Origin of the sequence: Evansella tamaricis (assembly GCF_019042215.1) — a bacterium.
In the GTDB taxonomy this organism is placed as follows: domain Bacteria; phylum Bacillota; class Bacilli; order Bacillales; family Salisediminibacteriaceae; genus Evansella; species Evansella tamaricis.
Genome location: NZ_JAHQCS010000121.1, coordinates 73,478 through 91,072 on the forward strand (window position 1 = coordinate 73,478; position 17,595 = coordinate 91,072).

The following is a 17,595-nucleotide window of genomic DNA, read 5'->3' on the forward strand; positions in this document are numbered from 1 at the left end:
ATATTAGTCGTTTAAAAAAAGTTTCTATCTTTGAAATGGAAGCCAGACTTAATTATTTCAGTATTTTTTAGAGTCTCTACGGGAAATGATTCCCTTACCATCACTTCCTGAAGGGCACTTGGTGTCATGCGGAGATAACTATCCGTAACAAACATCGCTTCATTAAATCCATAGTCGCCTCTTTTTCTTTCAAACACCATAATCTTCTTCCACTCAGTAATCTTTCTGGCAATTGCATCGGCTTCCTCTTCCAAATCTTCCACTATTTCTTCCTCAGTTTCTTCCCCATTCAACTCAATCTGCTGGATTTTATCCTCTATACCTAATTGCTCAGACAATAGGGATTCAATTCTCTCCAGTTTCTCTTGAAGCCCTAGATTTAGAAACTCTCTCATTTCTTTATCTGAAAGAAGTTCATTAATCCCTTTCCCGGCAAAATTAATCTCATTCATCATTCTTCGACTATAGATGAATGCATCATATTTTTCCCTGTAATTACAATATTCTTGGAGGATTGAAGCCAAATTTTCAGAAAGTAAAACTTCTTTTTTTCCCACATTTAGTGTCCCGCCCTGATAGTCTTTAAGATTTAAGTGAATGACATCCTCACCATCCAAATTCGTTTCTGCCAGTAATCTAAACAACAAGTAATTTCTCCATGAATCCCTTAATTTATCATATGGTAATTGTGAAGAATCTTCTAAAGATGTTACTTCTGTCTGTAAATCAAGTTCTTCAGAGAACTCCTTCACTTTTAGAAAAAGTACGTTTTCTGTATGTATTAAGTCACTTTCATTTTCCACATGGGGTACTTCATCCAAAAATACCTTTGGGATCTTCAGTTTTTCCTTCTCCACATTCTTTTCAATAAATTCGGAAAACAATAATAAAATATCTACAAACTTTTTAATAGAAGCTGCACTTTGATTGTTTGAGGAAAGTTGATTAATATAATCATTTATACTTTCTTCATTATAATCTGAATAATTCTCTGATTGAGAAGTAGATAAATATTGAAAAAATCGATCCATAGCGTAGTACCACGTGCGATCAGCATTTATATTTCGTCTTAATAACATACTTTCCATAAAGTTGCCGAGCTGTGTTTGAACCAACAACTTTGTAGTGTCATCCGTCAAGTGATTCTCCTCCCCACGTAAAATATGTCCAGTACAGTATAATCGTTGGAATACAACATAAGTGTTTGTTATAGTTTTCAACATAGAAAAGAGTTTTCCTGCAAAAAAGCGGAATAATTAGTATAAATGATAGTTATAATCTGAAAGAGGCTGGTCACAAGTGGTATTCAATGAAAAATCCCAACGAAATGATAGGTAATGCAATCATTAGCTACGGAAATATCCTTCGCTGTGATTGTTATTGTTCGGATTTTCAATTAAACACGTTATTTGTGTCCCAGCCTCAAAAAATCTCAGTTTTTAAAGTAACTATTTATTTCCTCTATTAAAACAACGTACTAACTGATTCGTTATTTTGTACTTTCATGATCATTTCGGCAAGCAGTGGTGCAATAGAAAGGGTAGTGATCTTTTCAATTTTTTTACTTTCTGGAAGATGTAGAGTATTAGTGGTAACAAGTTCTTTTATTTGCGATTCTTGAATACGTTTTGCCGCCGGGTCAGATAAGACGGGGTGTGTACAGCAACCATACACCTCAATTGCCCCTTTTTCTATTAACACTTTGGATGCGGTCGTAACTGTTCTTGCTGTATCCACCATATCATCTATAATAATAGCCCTTTTTCCTGCCACTTCTCCCATGATATCTGTAGAATCATGGAAATTTGACCCTGATCTGCGGTTACGGTCTATTAAGGCGATCGGGGCATCCAAAATATTTGCCAACTTCCTCGCCCTGACAACTCCATTATTCTCAGGAGCAACAACTACCACATCTTCTAATTGTTTTTCTATAAAATACTTTGACAAAATTGGAATGGCCAAAAGTTGATCCACAGGAATATTAAAAAAACCTTGAACTTGTGGCGCATGAAGATCAACGGTAATAACACGTGAAGCCCCTGCAGTTTCCAGTAAATTTGCTATTAATTTCGCTGTAATTGGTTCCCGGGAACGTGCTTTCCGGTCTTGTCTGGAGTAGCCAAAATAAGGAATGACACAGTTTATTGTCTTTGCAGATGCCCGTTTCATGGCATCGATCATGATCAAGAGTTCCATGAGATAATCGTTCCCTGGCTGAGCCGTTGTTTGAACTAAGTATACGTCGCAACCGCGGATACTTTCCTCAATATTCATTTGAATTTCACCGTCACTGAATCTTTTAATTGAACTTTTCCCCATCTCTATTCCTATATTCTTCACTATTTCAGTGGCTAATGGAACATTGGAATTCAATGAAAAAACCTTCATTTTCGAGGTACTCTTGTATGAAGACATTTGAAACCCTCCGATATAAAATTAAACTTAAACACATTATGTACTCTATAGGACTTTGTTTACTCTATTTATTTTGCTCTAACTCCAACACAATCATCCCATGAAAATCATCACTCTTAATTTGTAATTGTATCATATGAAGAAGTGTTATGGGTATGGAAACAACTTAGAAGTTACTGTCATAATAGTTATTTTGGAATCTCTAATACTAATTTTCCAAATTGGTTTCCCGCTTCCATATATTCATGGGCTTCGGAAATTTGACTAAGTGGGAATACATGATCAATCACTGGATGAATTTCATATTTTTCGTAAAAATCCAGCATTTCATTAAATTCCCGTGGTGTTCCCATCGTAGTCCCCAAAATATCCAATTGCTTCAAGAAAACGATAGGCATTAATACATTAGGTACCAATCCTGTCGTTGCTCCGAAAGTAACAATTCTACTTCCTGGTTTCGCTAAGGAGATTAACTGATTAAAGGTATCTCCCCCAATCGTATCCACACTAAGGTCAACGCCACCATTAATCATTTCTTTTAATTCCTTCCCCCAATTTTCCGAGGTCCGATAATTTACTCCACCTTCTGCACCAAGTTCCATTGCTTTTGTTATTTTTTTATCATCACCTGAAGTTACGAAAACACGAGCACCAACTGCAACTGCCATTTGTAACAGAAAAGTGGCTACACCGCCTCCTATTCCCGGTATCAACACCGTCTCTCCCGATTGTAACTTCCCTCTAGTAAACAAGGCACGATACGCTGTTAACCCACCTAAAGGAATTGCTGCTGCTTCTTTACTACTCAAATAAGCTGGTTTAGGGAAAACATTTTCTGCAAGTACTTTTATGTACTGAGCATGGGTTCCATCAACCGGGTTGCCCAGAATGGTAAATTCCTTTGCGGGGAATTTAGGATTATCTCCCCAATTTAAAGCTGGATTAATCACCACTTCCTCACCAACCTTTAATCCCTCAACACCTTCACCAATTTCTACAATTTCACCTGCTCCATCAGAACCTGGTATAGCAGGAAATTTCACACCTGGGTACTGACCTTTTCTGACGAAAATATCCCTGCGATTCATACCTGCAAAATCTAATCGGATCACTACTTCGCCAAAACTCGCTGCCGGTTGTGGAACATCTTTGTATTCTAAGGTTTCTAATCCACCTGTTTCTTTTATCACAATTGCTTTCATACAACATTAACCTCCCTCATTATAATATTAACTTTCAAAACCTATTCTAACACAAGACCCACATTTGTTTTTTCCTGTGTTAAAATTATAATCATACTCTATACGTTAGAAGGTGAGTCACATCATAAACGAGAAAAAAATCATTCTAGAAATGAAAAACTTAACAAAGGATTTCGGAAGTAAACGTGTTTTAACAGGTGTTGATCTAAAAGTCCATGAGGGTGAGATCATCGGTTATATTGGACCAAACGGTGCTGGCAAGAGTACCACGGTGAAAATAATGTTAGGCCTTATTGATGATTATTTTGGAGATGTATCCATCTTTGGACAAGATATAGCGAACGGTGATTCCACTTATAAAAGACGGATAGGCTATGTTCCAGAAACTGCCGACCTTTACGAAAACTTGACTGCAAAAGAGTACATCACATTTATAGGGGAACTTTATGGGATTGAACCAGAAATAGTGGAACAAAAAGCAAAAAAGATGGTTCAATTATTTGGAATTGAGGATGTCTATCATTCCAGAATATCTTCTTTTTCAAAAGGGATGAAGCAAAAGGTATTAATCATTTCAAGTCTGATACATAATCCGGACCTATTGTTCCTTGACGAACCATTAAGTGGTTTAGATGCCAATAGTGTCATGGTAGTGAAAGAGATTTTGGCAAAACTAGCTGCAGATGGAAAAACAATTTTCTACTCTTCTCATATTATGGAGGTTGTGGAAAAAATCAGTCATCGAATCATTCTATTAGCAGACGGAAAACTTGTTGCGGATGGTAGTTTCGAAGAATTAAGAGAAAAGAATATGGAAGGTTCTCTTGAGGAGATCTTCAACCAACTCACGGGTTTTGATAAACACAAAGCAATTGCAGAAGAATTCGTCTCCGTGGTTCAAAGGGACGTGACATAATTCATGCATGATTTTAAGACACTCCGTATATTAGATTCTTTTCAATCTCTCTTTTTAAAATTTGGGATTAACTACCCTGTCATGAGAAAAATCCTCCAACTAAAATTAACGATGGATCGACGTCGAGTACCTACAGTCTTTAACGACTTCGGGAAAAAGAAAGAGGATGACTCTAATCAGTTTATAAAATCCCTATGGGTATATGGTTTAATCGGGCTTATTCTCATTCCGTTTCTTTTCATAACAGATAGTTATATTTTTTCCATCAGTATCTTTTTTGGTATTCTAATGTTTATTTTAATGACTTCGATGATTTCTGATTTCTCACAGGTTCTCCTTGATATTAGGGATAAAAACATACTAAGTTCAAAACCGGTTGATAAACGGACCATTAATGCAGCGAAGATAGTTCATATCAGTATATACATGTTTCTGTTAACCTTTACAATTACAGCAATTCCACTTATTGTCAGTCTATTTGCAAGGGGCATACTATTTTTCCTTTTATTATTAGGTCAAATCATTCTTGTGGACTTATTAATTGTAGTGGCCACTGCTCTCCTTTATTTACTTATTCTTCGTTTTTTTGATGGAGAAAAACTAAAAGATATCATTAATTATGTTCAAATACTTCTGTCTGCTTCCATTGTGATTGGTTATCAAGTTGTCATCCGATCGTTTGGAATAGTTGATCTGGATATTATTTTCGATCCTGTATGGTGGCATATTGTCATCCCACCCATTTGGTATGGTGCCTTATTTGAATTACTTTTCGGTGGAAATATGAGTGAATACTTTATTCTATTTTCCGTTTTAGCTTGTGTTTTACCATTCGTTTCTATTTTTATCTACATTAAATCCATTCCGGCATTTGAACGGAATTTAGAAAAACTGACGAACCAATCTTCCTCGAAAAAGAAAGGTTTTAGTCCAATTTCAAGATGGTTAGCCAAAACCGTTTGTGCCACAAGGGAAGAACGAACTTTTTATCAGTTTGCAAGAACCATGATGAAAAATGAAAGACAGTTTAAACTAAAAGTATATCCGTCTTTTGGATTTTCAATTATCTTTCCTTTTCTAATTATCTTAACAGAGCTTGGAACGAGATCTTTGGAAGAGATTGGGCAAGGCAGAACCTATTTTTCAATTTATTTATCAACACTGATGATTTCTACCATCATACTAATGCTACGATATTCCGAGTACGCAAAAGGGGCCTGGATTTATAAGGCCATACCAATCAAAGATACAGGTGCGATTTATAAAGGAACTTTAAAAGCATTTATGATCCATCTTTATCTTCCAATGTTCACCATAATGAGTATTCTGCTAATGCTTATTTTTTCCACAAATATTATTTGGGATATCATTGTAGTTTGGTTCTCATCGTCCATCCATGTTATTATATGTTTCAAGATGGTAAATGGAGGAAGAATGTTTTTCGCAGAACGTTTCGAAATGGCACAACAGCAAGATGGATGGCTGATTTTCGCATCTTTTCTCCCACTCGTTGGATTATTCGGAATTCATTTTGGATTATCATTTATTGATTACGGGACAATCATTTATGGGGGTATATTAATTATTATCAATTTCATATTGTGGAAAAAAGTATTTTAGAAATTGGCACCAGATCAGGATATGCATCTGGTGCCCTTTTCTATTCTACTATTCTTTTATAGTATGAAAAGAGGTTGCAATAAAAACTTTAATGATGTCCCAGCCTCTTCTCAAAACTATGTTTATTCAAACCATCGGCTGCTTAATCGTTCTACATCTATCCTTATAGAATCTTTTACCTCTTCAGATACATTACTCATTATTTTACTATCTAGTATGGAGTAAAGTTTATCCAAATGGGTTTGAGCTTGAGAATGTCTACCAGCATTAAAATGACGTTCAGCTGTTGTCAACGTATTCGTTAACTGTACACCTGCAGGGTGTCTCATGGATCCATCATCAACATACCCATTGATTTTTCCATGAATATCTTCCGGTGTAATTGGTTCTTGTTCAAAACGGATATTATCTAAAAACACTCTGCCAGCAAAGTCACTATCCACATCTTGAAAAACAAACATCATATTTCTCAGTTCCATGTCATCAGTAATACCACCCATGTCACGGATATTAATTATCACTTCGTAATGATAATAGCCTTCAGCTGTAACCTCAGCATTAGCTAATTGTTCCATTTCAATGTTAAAGGATTCAGGAGACTGTTGCCAGAATCCTCCTCCAGGTGGTTGGAATACCCCATGGATGGCAATTGCACCTTCTGTTGCGCGGACGGGATCAATATATAAATCAAAGATCACAAAGTCATTATTACCACGTGTTAAATTTTCTTTCCATAGGTCCAATCTCGGTGCGGTCGCCCAATTATCACCAGGCTTCACTTCTGGATAGGCATATTCCCACGAAATGGCATTTGAACCGTTTGCTTCTTCAATCGTTAGTGCTGTTCTTACTGCTGAATCACTGTTCCATGTCCATCCTTGACGTGTTCCATCTTCAAAGTCAGACGGGAGAGTCGCTACTCCAAGATCGGCATGCTCTACAGGTTCTGGAATCGCTTCCCGATTGCCTGAAACACTTATATTGTCTAAGTAAATGACATCCTCATTTTCTGTTCCAATAAAAAGAATCATGTTTGTTAAAATACTTCCATCAGGATCCATTCCAATATTGCCTAAGTTTGGTGCATCATCTGTTGAAATTGTTAGCAGAGCAAGATACTTGCCGTCATCTTGCAATTCAAAATCTGCTGGTGTCACTTGAACAGCCCTTTCAGGATTTGCCCAGCCATAAGCACTGCTTTGTGGAATCGCAGCAATGGACACGGTTGTTGGTTCATCAACCAATACCTCCATTGTGAGTTCCTCAGCTCCTAAAATATCTATTCCAGGATTATATCCATCGGATGAAAGGCGGACATTTGCCCAGTAATTCCCTTCAGATAGATCATTGCTAGCACTTAATCCGGATACCATAAGGGTGTTACTGTGATTTGATAATACAACATCCATAACAGGACTATCACTATTCACTCCGAATCCTTGCGTTGTGCCGTCATCAAAATCCCAGATCACTACCGAAAAGTCTTCTCTTGGCGTTCTATCAATTGGGTCGTAATCTATTCCCTTAATTCGGGATCGCACATACTCCCCAGAAACACTCAACTCCTCCATAGACCAAACTTGATCTGGACCCGGGTCTAGGTCAGTTGCGTCCGATTCGTTAAGGATAAACGGAATAAAAGAACCAGATGTTTCATTTTTATTCGTTAAAGACCAATTAGCCCAACTGATATTATTTTCATTAAGAAAACGCAACCATACATCCGCTTCATCTAAAAATGGTCCGTTATCCCCACTGGCTTCACTTGTACCCCACTCTGTAGCAAAAAGTGCCACTCCATTTTCTAAAGCGTATCTTGCATTGCCCATGACGTTAGATCGCTCATTACTAGGCGTACCTGGTGGATAGCTTTCATCCTGCGGTTCATGTGTTCCAGTATAGAAGTGGACAGAGTACATAATGTTGTCCCCATCAATCGGATCATCCGCTGCCAAGTCAGGGCGTTGACTCCAGTTTGGACTACCCACCAAGATGATATTGTCCCCTTTTTCATTAAGCATTTCTACTAACGGTTCAGCATACTCCTTTACAGCCTGCCAACCCTCTTCATTATTAGGGATCCCTGGTCCACCATTGTTATTAGGACTAGGTTCATTCGCCAACTCCCAAATAATATAATGGAATTTCGGGTGGTCCTTGTAGTGATTTGCCAGTGCTTCAAAGAAATCATAAGCACCAGAATAGACATCGGCCCTTGGATCACCTGGTGCATGAACATGCCAGTCAACAATAACGTACATATCGTTTTCGAAAGCTAGTTCAATACCTTCATAAACTAGATCCTTCACTTGAGGGTTCGTTGCATATCCGTTTTCCCCAACGTACATGGCAAGCCGGATCATATTTGATTCCCAGTCATTAGCCAACGCCGCGAAAGCGTTCTCATTTACAATTTCACCGAACCATTGAAGACCATGGGTACTCATCCCTCGTAACTGAATCGGATCTCCATTTTGATCCACTAATGTCATCTGTCCATCCAGTGATCCTAAACTTAAAGCCCCAGCCACAGAAGGTTTCTTCACACGATCGTTTCCTAGTAAGGGATCATCCCCTGAATTATCTGTCGCTACTACTGCCATCATGTTTCCGAATACTAATAATAAGATTAATAAGATACTAATACCACGTGCTAATTTGGTTTTTAACATTTTAACCCTCCTTAGATTCAGTTACAGTTATTTAACCCTTTTTCATTTGTGTACATCAGCTCAAGTGTTAGGAAACACAAGTACGAAAACGGTTTCGTTTTGTTTCAAAAAAAGATTTTGTTCTCCTCCATTCTTTCTGCTAAACATTACATTGAACACCATTTCCCCTTAATATCTCATCTTACTGGAATAGTAGTGACATTTATCCCTCCCCTTTTAGTAATTTGAGAATGCAGCATGACCAAGAATAAAGCGCTTTCAATAGTTGATAACTTGTAAACAAAACTATTAAGTTGTTTACAGTAAATATTTTAGCTAGTAACGAAACCGATTTCAAAAGGCTAATGTCCTGCTACTATTATCATAAAAAATGGGGGAAAAATAGTAATCTAGTATGAAATTTCAGAATATTCCGTGATAAAATACCCAGATATTCTATTTTTTCGTTTCCATTCTACTAATAACAAACTAAAATCTCTCTTTGAAAATTTTTTCCTTTCTTAACAATACAACGATCATGAATCACAAAACCTGCCTTAAGAATTAAATCATCAATTGAATCGATCGTAATCACAACCATTTTTTTAGCAAAAGACCTTGTACTCCTGAGCATTTCAAGTTGCACAACAGGGTCTTGGACAGAACATAGATTGTATGGCATATCGATTATCGCAACATCATAGTTACCTTCCACATCCCGAATATCTTTCAATTTCACTTCAGCAGAAAATCCAAAATGGGCAATGTTTTCCCTAACTCCTGACATTACGAGGGGGTTCACATCACTCCCTTTAATCTTAATCCCCATCGACAAAGCTTCAATCAAGACCGTTCCGATTCCACAACATGGATCAATTACTTTGATTCCAGCTGGTTCTGGGACTGCAATATTTACAACTGCCCTTGCTACGCGAGTATTCAAAGCAGTAGAGTAATTATTTGGTTTCTGTTGATGACTATGCCATTCAGCTTTGCTTTCTTTATACTTACCAAACAACCAGATTCCATTTTGCAGACATATAACTCCATAGATCTGATCGGGATGATGTAAGTCCACTTGGCCTTGTTTAGAGTACATTGACAAGCCAATTTGTTTCTCTATTTGACGCCGGTCTTCTAAATGACGTTCTTCTGATTTAGAAAGGCTGGGATTTTTTATATATTTTATTTTATAGGAATTGTCCTCCAACTGGAGTTCCCCAAGATCCATCATCATTTTCGGCAGTGAATTCCGTTTTAATAATATCTCCATTCGCCCCTTGATAAAAGGACTTCTACTGGGATTTATCTTCCGATAGGTTTGGATAATATTCCCTTCTAACAGCTCTCCATCTGGAAAAAGGGAACGCAGTTCAAGACTTGCGAGAAAGCGTTCTTCTTCATAGAAAGTAAATGTATAAAGATATTTCGTTTGTTGCTTTGATGTTAATTGCAAGTCCTCCTACACCTCCGTTGGATGAATATCTTAATGTATTTAATGCTATATGATATCCATCTACACTGCACTTAATAAGAAAAGCGAATTCGCCTAAGGTTACGAGCGAAGTGCCCCGTAGTGAGTAGGCGATGGAAACAGACATGCCCGAAGGTTCCAAAACTTATACATTCATATCATTCTAAAAAGTGCCATTTCCCTGTCTGGAAGTGGCACCTATATTCCCTCTAATTCACTTGTTTCTTTCGTTTAAATAAACTATAGGCCAATACTGCAGTAATTGCAAATAGGAGAAGAGTCATTATACTTCCAGCATTTCTTCCATCGTCCACATTTTTTGCACTTACAGTTCCGGTCCTTCCTTGCTGATTGTGGGCACGGTAAGCATCTTCAGAGCCGGCATCATTCATCCCTTCCCGCTCATAATTACTGTCTTGGATAGAATACCCCTCTACCTCCGTTCCTTCAGCACCAACTTGTTCTGTAAATATTCCTGCTCCACTGATTGAGATAAGGAAGATAAATGTTCCAATGATGTAGATAACATTCTTTCTCATTTTCATACATAAACCCCATTTCCATTAATAACTAGAATGTTATGCATAGTATGGTTAGATTTGGTTCTCAGTATGAGTGGTTAGGAAAAATTTATATGAGGTGAGATTTGTCATTTTATTTTATCTCTTAATTTATCATCCACACTTTATTGAAAAAAGCCCCTAATTATTAGCAAATATAGGGGATAAGTATTATTTTATCTTAAGATCGGTCCGATATATTTTTTCCATAAACAAACGTCATAAACAAAAATAATAGAAAACTTACCATTAGAATTGTTCCACCAACGATAAAATATATAAGAGTAAAAACTTCTAAGGCCCAATCAGGCTGGAAATAATACATCCACATTCCAGAAGTGAGACCAAAACTTCCCAAAATGGCTGTCCATATATGTATTAATGCCAATTTAGAACTCTTTGGTATCTTAAAAATTGCATAAAAAACGCCGAATGCGAATAGCGATAGCCAACCAACTACAAGAATATGGGCGTGGATGGACCGAAACATGTGCGATCCGGCACCAGCCATATGTCCCCCAATAAAAGCACCTAAGACAGCATAGATTGCGGAAAAACGTATGAGTATTTTTGCCTTATTCACCTTAAACACCTCATTAGAAATACATTCTGTATTCCTTTTTTTATATATTTGTGAAATGTAATATTAACACTATGTTAAAGGTGATATAAAGTAATATGCTCAGACAAACTTCTTTTTTCTCAATCATCCTCTTCCATTGCACTTCTTACATCATAATCTTCCAATTGAAGTTCTGTTTTTTGATTTTGTGCCAGTTTTGCAAGTTCTGCACCTAAATAAGGTCCAGCTGTTAATCCGGATGCTCCCAAACCATTTGCCACTAGAAGACCATCCACTTGTGGTACAAACCCGAATACGGGGAGAAATCCTGGAGTAATCGGACGGAATCCCACTCTTATTTCTTCTATAGCACCATCACCTAATCCGTGTGCGACAGATAATGCCTTGTTTAAGATTTCATGAATTCCTCCAGCTGTAACCCTCAAATCAAACCCAACATCATCTTCATGAGTAGCACCTACTACGACTTTCCCTCCCCCAAAGGAAAGGATGTATTGATTGTTGGGGGGCATCACTACTGGCCAATTTCCAGTAGCAATTTCCCCTTCCCCTAGCTGAAGGTGGATGATCTGAGCTTTTTGGGCAAAAACTTGAAAAGGTATATCCATTTTGCTCAAAAAATCCTTTGCCCAAGCTCCTGCAGTTAGAATAACCTTATCTCCATTAATGATTTCCCCATTAACCATAACTCCGGTAATAGTCCTATTATTCAAAATCGCTTCAGCATTACCCACTTTCAAAGTCGCTCCATGTTTCACTGAGGCATTAAGAAGTGCGGTTCGAAGGGCTCTTCCATTCACCCGTGCACCTCCACTAATATGTATTGAACCAAAACCATCTGAAATTGGTGGAAATATGGCTCTTGTTTCCTTTGGGGAAAGTCTGGTAATCTCCCCAATTTCTGGGGCACTCTCCCTCCGTTTATACGCCCTTTCTTCCATCTTAGTCAGTTTTCCTTCTTCTGTATGAAGACTGATCGCCCCCACCTGTTTATAACCTGTGTCCTCTTCACCGTCTTTCTCTAATTCTTTTATGAGTGTTGGATAATAACGGGCTCCATTTTTCACAAGGCGATACCAGGCTTTATTTCTCCGTTGTGATAACCATGGACAAACAATCCCTGCCGCCGCGTCAGTTGCCTGTCCCAAGTCTTGCCGATCAACTACGGTTACCGATTTCCCTTCTTTAGCCAGATGATATGCCGTAGATGCCCCAAGAATTCCCGCTCCTACGACAATATATGTTTTGGAAGTTGTTGTATTTCCCATGTTCATTTGTTTCATCCTTTATTTGATTTATTATTCTTGATAAATTAGTGAATTTACTCACTACTGTTAATTATCTTTACGCTTTACTATATTGTACCGATTTTTCCTTAAAAGAAAAAATGAAATGGAGGAGTGGGCCTATCGAATCGACCTCCTTCCTCACATAAGAAAAACGCTGGAGCTAGACAACTTGCCCGAAGGTGCCAAAACTTATAGAATAAAACAGGGGGAATTACCCTCCTGTTTTATAACTTGGTCTATAGTCTATTTTCGATTCCTGTTTTTGGCTTTCAATAAACGTTTCATACGATCTTGCGAGTCTGAAGGGCCACTTGTAGACGGTTTTGAAGGAAATTCAACACTAGAATTAGAGAACAACTTCCCATCTGAATCATCATTTTTTTCTGAGTGTTTATGTTCGTTTCTAGTAATACTTAATTCCGCAGATTTTATTGTACCACCTGTGCGCCCCTCATTCCTTGTCTTCTTCGTTAAGTCACTAAAATAACTGTTCCCCTTGCTTCTATTATCCCCTTTACCAATTCCACTATCTTCGGGTACTCTCCTTCTAATAGACAGGTGCGGAATGCCAAACCGCCGCATTGCCACCTCCATAAAAAACAACAAAAAAGCAATTAGAATGAGATATGGAGCAATACTCTGTTTTGAAATTGGCGGTTCCCGTAATGGTCGAAATACCTCTTTTTCCTGCCCCGTTCCCCTTTCAAGTACAATTCCCTCCCCAGAAGCAGCTAAATATTCAAGAAATGCTTCGTTAGTAGGTTTAAGCTTATATTCATCTGGATAAGAGACAGTGATTCCAGTTTGGAAAACTGGAGTTTGATCCTCATCCCTTTCCACCAGTTGAACATAATGCATCCCTTCATTTCCATCAAAGGACACTTCATATTCCCCTGGTGCTGTCATTCTGACATTTGTATCAATTCCTTCTCCCCGTTCATTAACGACGATTGCATCGAGAGGTATGGAGTAACTGTCTTCCGATATAAATGTTAGAATACTTGTCATTCCTTCCCGTTTTTGTGACACTTCAAATGGTTCCTGAGTAGCTACAGAAAAAGTCCAAGTGACCACTTCATTCCATAATGGGGACCATTTATCCCATGCAGCCCAATCTCCAGACCATACACCTTCCACATCGGACGTCCATGCTACCGTTTTTCCCAGTCCATATTGCCAACGAGAAAGGATTGGATCGTCTTTTTCACTTCTTAAAACGGAAGTGGAACGACCTTTCGGTGTAGTGACGATATAGGCATTCATCTCAGGCACCCCTTCTGATAAATGAGATGTCCATTCCATAGAACTGACCACAGTAGGGTAGAATGGTTCGTCTTCAATATATGTCCTGGTGGCAAGCATAGTCTCCTGTGCCAAAATACTTGGTATAGTAGTTTCATCATAAACGGAATAGAATCTTCCAGCTCCATATTCGGCTAGCTGTTCTAATAGAAAATGATCTGCCCCATCACCGATAGCAACTGCAGACATCGTAATGTTTTCTTCTAATCCCCCACCGATCAACATTTGATAATTTCCTGTTTCCGGGGAAATTCCATCTGTCAGTAAAATGATATGTCTTCGTTGCAGTTCAAATGGTTGAATTTGATGATACGCTTCCTCTAACGCTGGATAGATATCTGTACCTCCACCCACTGTAATCCCTAAGATGTTTTCCATTACCTCATCTCTATCTGTCATCTCAGATGTTTCGACGATCTGCCAGTTCTGATCATCAAAGGCAATAACACCAACAGTATCTCCTTCCCTGAGGAGATTCACTGATCTCGCCGCTGCTTCTTTCGCTAATTCTAATCTCATCCCTTGCATACTTCCCGACCGGTCTATTACGTACATCATCCCGAGGGATGGGAGTTCTTCTTCACTATTAATCTCCATTTCTACTGGCAATAATTTCTCGATCGGTGTATCACGATACCCTCCTAGGGCAAAACTGGATTGACCTCCAGTCATAACAAACCCGACTCCAAAGTCTCTTACCGCTTTTTCAATTAATTCCATTTGGGATGGTTGAATACCTGTGCTAGATACATTACTGAAAATAATGGAATCATATTGAAGGTATCCATTCAACTCTGTTGGTAAGTATGTGGAAGAAATTCTAGTAACATTTAATTCGCTTGAAACTAAAGCGTCATATAAACCATTTTTCCCTTGTTCCTCTCTAGCTCCCTCCACAAATAGAACATTTGCATCACCACCAACAACTGTCAGAGCAGATAATTGATTATTCTCTAATATACTGTCACCATCTGTTAGAACTTCTGCCCGAAATCGATGCATCCCACTGTCATTGAGTGGAAAGGAATAGTGAAAGGAATTAATCCCTTCCTTGACCAACAACGTTTCTTGTATAATTGTTTCATTGTTTAGTAAAATTCGAATTGTTGTTTCCGTTTCCTCCGTACTACTTACGGTCAAAGATAAAGGTGCGAGTTCCCCTTTAAAAATGTGACTGGGGACTCCAAAGTCTTGTAAGGAAACATCTTTTAATCTATCACGATAGAAAGGTACAACATCCACTGTAATTCCCTGTTCTCTCAAAAAACCTGCCTGTTGAACCGCATCTCCCACATTTTCGTTTCCATCTGATAAAACCACAATTCTCCCTGTTCCCACATCCGATAATAAACTCGACGATAATTGGAGGCCTGCTTCGATATTTGTATAATCTCCTGGAATCCTATTCCAATCACTGCTGAAACTCGATTGAGTGGTTAACATTCTTTCCACTGTAGCATCCCGGCCAATAGACACGATAGCATAGGAATCTTCTGGATTTTTTGAAGCAACAGCGTCGCGAACAAATGCTGTCATGTCTCCATCAGCACTTGTAATCGAATCTGAACGATCCAGCAAAAAAACCGTATGGACCGAAGATGTTGTATAAACAAGATTTGGAAGCGCCAATGCTAGGATTAACAAGAAAAAAATGATAGTTCTTAGTGTAACAAATACTCCTTTTTCTCCCTTTGATAATGATAACTTCGTCCGTATAAAAAGGAGAATTGTTACGATTACAGGAATGAGTAAAAGTAAAACAAGAGGTTGTTCAAGTTCGAATTCCACGTCGATACACCTCCCATTCCATGAACAAAACAATCAGTCCAGCAAGAAGAAGCCATGTCCACCATTCATACTTTGCAAGCCCGGATTCTAACGTCGACTCCGTTCCAGACTGTTGAAAGGAAGCGGCAGAATGAGTTTGTTTCTCTCTATCATCCAAGGCGACAGCAAAGTAAGTGATTTGCTCCTCTTTGTCCTCAATATAGTACAAGCCTGGTTCTCTTGGTGCCTGAAACAATTCGTCTCCCTTAAACTCTGAAATCATCTCTCCTGCCTCAGAAAAAACCACATGAGTACCTTCAGTAGATAGGTGCAGAGGTCGATTTTCCCCCGGCGAAAGATAACCTATATGGGTAGATTCCCCTTTTAAAAACTCCAAAGCATTATAAATGAAAATAGGGAAATGGGCATGTAACGGCCAATCAGATGCTTGTATATCAAAACGTAAGTGTATAAACGGATGACCAAGATGGTATCCCTTTTCAATCAAAGATATATCCCCACTTTGAAGAATCGATACCCCTGAATCTATAGAAGGACGATCTAATGCCTCACTTATGTAAATGTCCTTCATTTCCACAAATTCAAATAACTCTTCCCCTGTGCTTAGAACGTTAGGTTCTTGAAGTGAAACCTTTTCCCCCTCTTCACCTGTTAACAATAAAACTGGCTTGTCTATCTCAGGCAAGTCTGTTCCGGTTGAAATGACTAAACTATTTGGCGGCAAGTCATAAGTGTTTTCCAATGAAGAAGCCTGTACTATTTCAAGGCCTAATTGGTGTAAAACCCGGTGAACAAACGGATTGATTTCACCAAGTAAGTAAATTACAGGACTAGAATGATTGGCGGAAAAAGCATATGCATTATTATCCAAAGAGTAAACATCATCATCATATTCAATGATTGCTTGATAATAATTTGCGAACGGTAGTCCATCAATAGAAACAAACGTCTGGTCTTGCTCTTCCACAACAACCGTTTCCTTAAACACTTCTTCTCCTTCTGCAAGAATAGATAGATTCCCCGATTGTTCTCTTGGACTTTCATTATGGAGAGTAACTATCGCCGTAGTCATTTCACTCGTATTGCGGATACCAAATGTTCTAACGGATACGTTATTATCAGTTTCCTCTCCAAAATTGATTACATTTAAAGGCATGTTGATCGATTCTGTAGTCAGTAAGTCTTCGGTTATTCTATCGCTATAGACATAAATACTGGAAGACTGCTGCTGGCTCAAAGCGTTCGCAAGGGAAAAAGCACGTTGAAAATCACTGTGTTCGTAAGTTACTTCCAAATTAGAGATTGCATGTTGTACTAGACTATGATTCCCTTCCCGGTTCACAACTAGTGTAGGGGTCTCCCCTACAGAAATGACACTAACTGTTTGATCACGGTGAAGTTTATTTATAAGTTCTTCCATCGAATTTTTTGCTTCCTCGAACCTCGTTTTATTCTCTGTTGAAAAAGCGGTCATAGTTGCAGAGGTATCTAATAATAAAATAATATGCTCCCCTTCAATCCCTTCTATATCCGTGTAGGGACGGATCAGAGTGAACATTAACAACAGCAGAATTAAAATCTGCAACAACAGGAGGAGTTTTCGCTGCAATTTTCTCCACCATTTTGTAGCCTGCCATTCGTTCATGACTTGTACCCAAAAAATATTCGAGGAAACAAGCTTATCATCATACTGTTTTCGAAACATATAAAAAATGATAAGCCCTACCACAAAAATAGAGAGCCCCCAAAATTGCGGAAAAAGAAATTCCATCGTTTTCACCTGCCATCCTGC

Annotated in this window: 12 protein-coding genes; 2 read left to right on the forward strand and 10 right to left on the reverse strand. The window is 38.3% G+C overall.

The window, feature by feature from the left end; genetic code table 11:
* Nucleotides 1–11: 11 nt before the first annotated feature.
* The 3 genes from KS419_RS15255 to KS419_RS15265 all read right to left on the reverse strand — a co-directional run bounded on the left by KS419_RS15255 (nucleotide 12) and on the right by KS419_RS15265 (nucleotide 3,620).
* Entirely contained in the window at nucleotides 12–1,139 is a 1,128-nt protein-coding gene (locus KS419_RS15255; protein WP_217067260.1) for a hypothetical protein, read from the reverse strand.
* A gap of 325 nt (nucleotides 1,140–1,464) precedes the next feature.
* Complete coding sequence (locus tag KS419_RS15260; RefSeq protein WP_217067261.1) at nucleotides 1,465–2,418, reverse strand: ribose-phosphate diphosphokinase; 954 nt, start codon at nucleotides 2,416–2,418, stop codon at nucleotides 1,465–1,467.
* A 188-nt stretch (nucleotides 2,419–2,606) separates the two neighbouring features.
* Nucleotides 2,607–3,620 carry a zinc-binding dehydrogenase gene (locus KS419_RS15265; RefSeq protein ID WP_217067262.1) on the reverse strand — a complete coding sequence of 338 codons (1,014 nt, stop codon included), beginning with the start codon at nucleotides 3,618–3,620 and terminating at the stop codon, nucleotides 2,607–2,609.
* Between the two features lie 151 nt (nucleotides 3,621–3,771).
* On the opposite strand from KS419_RS15265, the gene KS419_RS15270 reads away from it, so the two are divergent.
* Both KS419_RS15270 and KS419_RS15275 read left to right on the forward strand, forming a co-directional pair.
* Nucleotides 3,772–4,536 (forward strand): ABC transporter ATP-binding protein, encoded by a 765-nt coding sequence (locus KS419_RS15270; RefSeq protein ID WP_217067263.1) that lies wholly within the window; start codon nucleotides 3,772–3,774, stop codon nucleotides 4,534–4,536.
* A gap of 3 nt (nucleotides 4,537–4,539) precedes the next feature.
* Nucleotides 4,540–6,156, forward strand: coding sequence for a hypothetical protein (locus KS419_RS15275; protein ID WP_217067264.1), 1,617 nt, complete (start codon nucleotides 4,540–4,542; stop codon nucleotides 6,154–6,156).
* Nucleotides 6,157–6,278: 122 nt separating this feature from the next.
* Here the strand turns inward: KS419_RS15275 and KS419_RS15280 are convergent, their stop codons facing one another.
* The 7 genes from KS419_RS15280 to KS419_RS15310 form a co-directional block, all read right to left on the reverse strand.
* Entirely contained in the window at nucleotides 6,279–8,828 is a 2,550-nt protein-coding gene (locus KS419_RS15280; RefSeq protein ID WP_217067265.1) for a carbohydrate-binding domain-containing protein, read from the reverse strand.
* Nucleotides 8,829–9,285: 457 nt separating this feature from the next.
* Nucleotides 9,286–10,263, reverse strand: a complete 978-nt coding sequence (locus KS419_RS15285) for a TRM11 family SAM-dependent methyltransferase (RefSeq protein WP_217067266.1) — start codon at nucleotides 10,261–10,263, stop codon at nucleotides 9,286–9,288.
* A 227-nt stretch (nucleotides 10,264–10,490) separates the two neighbouring features.
* Complete coding sequence (locus tag KS419_RS15290; protein ID WP_217067267.1) at nucleotides 10,491–10,826, reverse strand: hypothetical protein; 336 nt, start codon at nucleotides 10,824–10,826, stop codon at nucleotides 10,491–10,493.
* 196 nt (nucleotides 10,827–11,022) lie between these two features.
* Nucleotides 11,023–11,424 carry a hypothetical protein gene (locus KS419_RS15295; RefSeq protein ID WP_217067268.1) on the reverse strand — a complete coding sequence of 134 codons (402 nt, stop codon included), beginning with the start codon at nucleotides 11,422–11,424 and terminating at the stop codon, nucleotides 11,023–11,025.
* Nucleotides 11,425–11,543: 119 nt separating this feature from the next.
* Complete coding sequence (locus KS419_RS15300; RefSeq protein WP_217067315.1) at nucleotides 11,544–12,692, reverse strand: NAD(P)/FAD-dependent oxidoreductase; 1,149 nt, start codon at nucleotides 12,690–12,692, stop codon at nucleotides 11,544–11,546.
* A 264-nt stretch (nucleotides 12,693–12,956) separates the two neighbouring features.
* Nucleotides 12,957–15,803 (reverse strand): VWA domain-containing protein, encoded by a 2,847-nt coding sequence (locus KS419_RS15305; RefSeq protein ID WP_217067269.1) that lies wholly within the window; start codon nucleotides 15,801–15,803, stop codon nucleotides 12,957–12,959.
* Nucleotides 15,787–17,574 carry a vWA domain-containing protein gene (locus KS419_RS15310; protein ID WP_246594205.1) on the reverse strand — a complete coding sequence of 596 codons (1,788 nt, stop codon included), beginning with the start codon at nucleotides 17,572–17,574 and terminating at the stop codon, nucleotides 15,787–15,789. The genes KS419_RS15305 and KS419_RS15310 overlap by 17 nt, the downstream gene beginning before the upstream one ends.
* Between the last annotated feature and the right edge of the window lie 21 nt (nucleotides 17,575–17,595).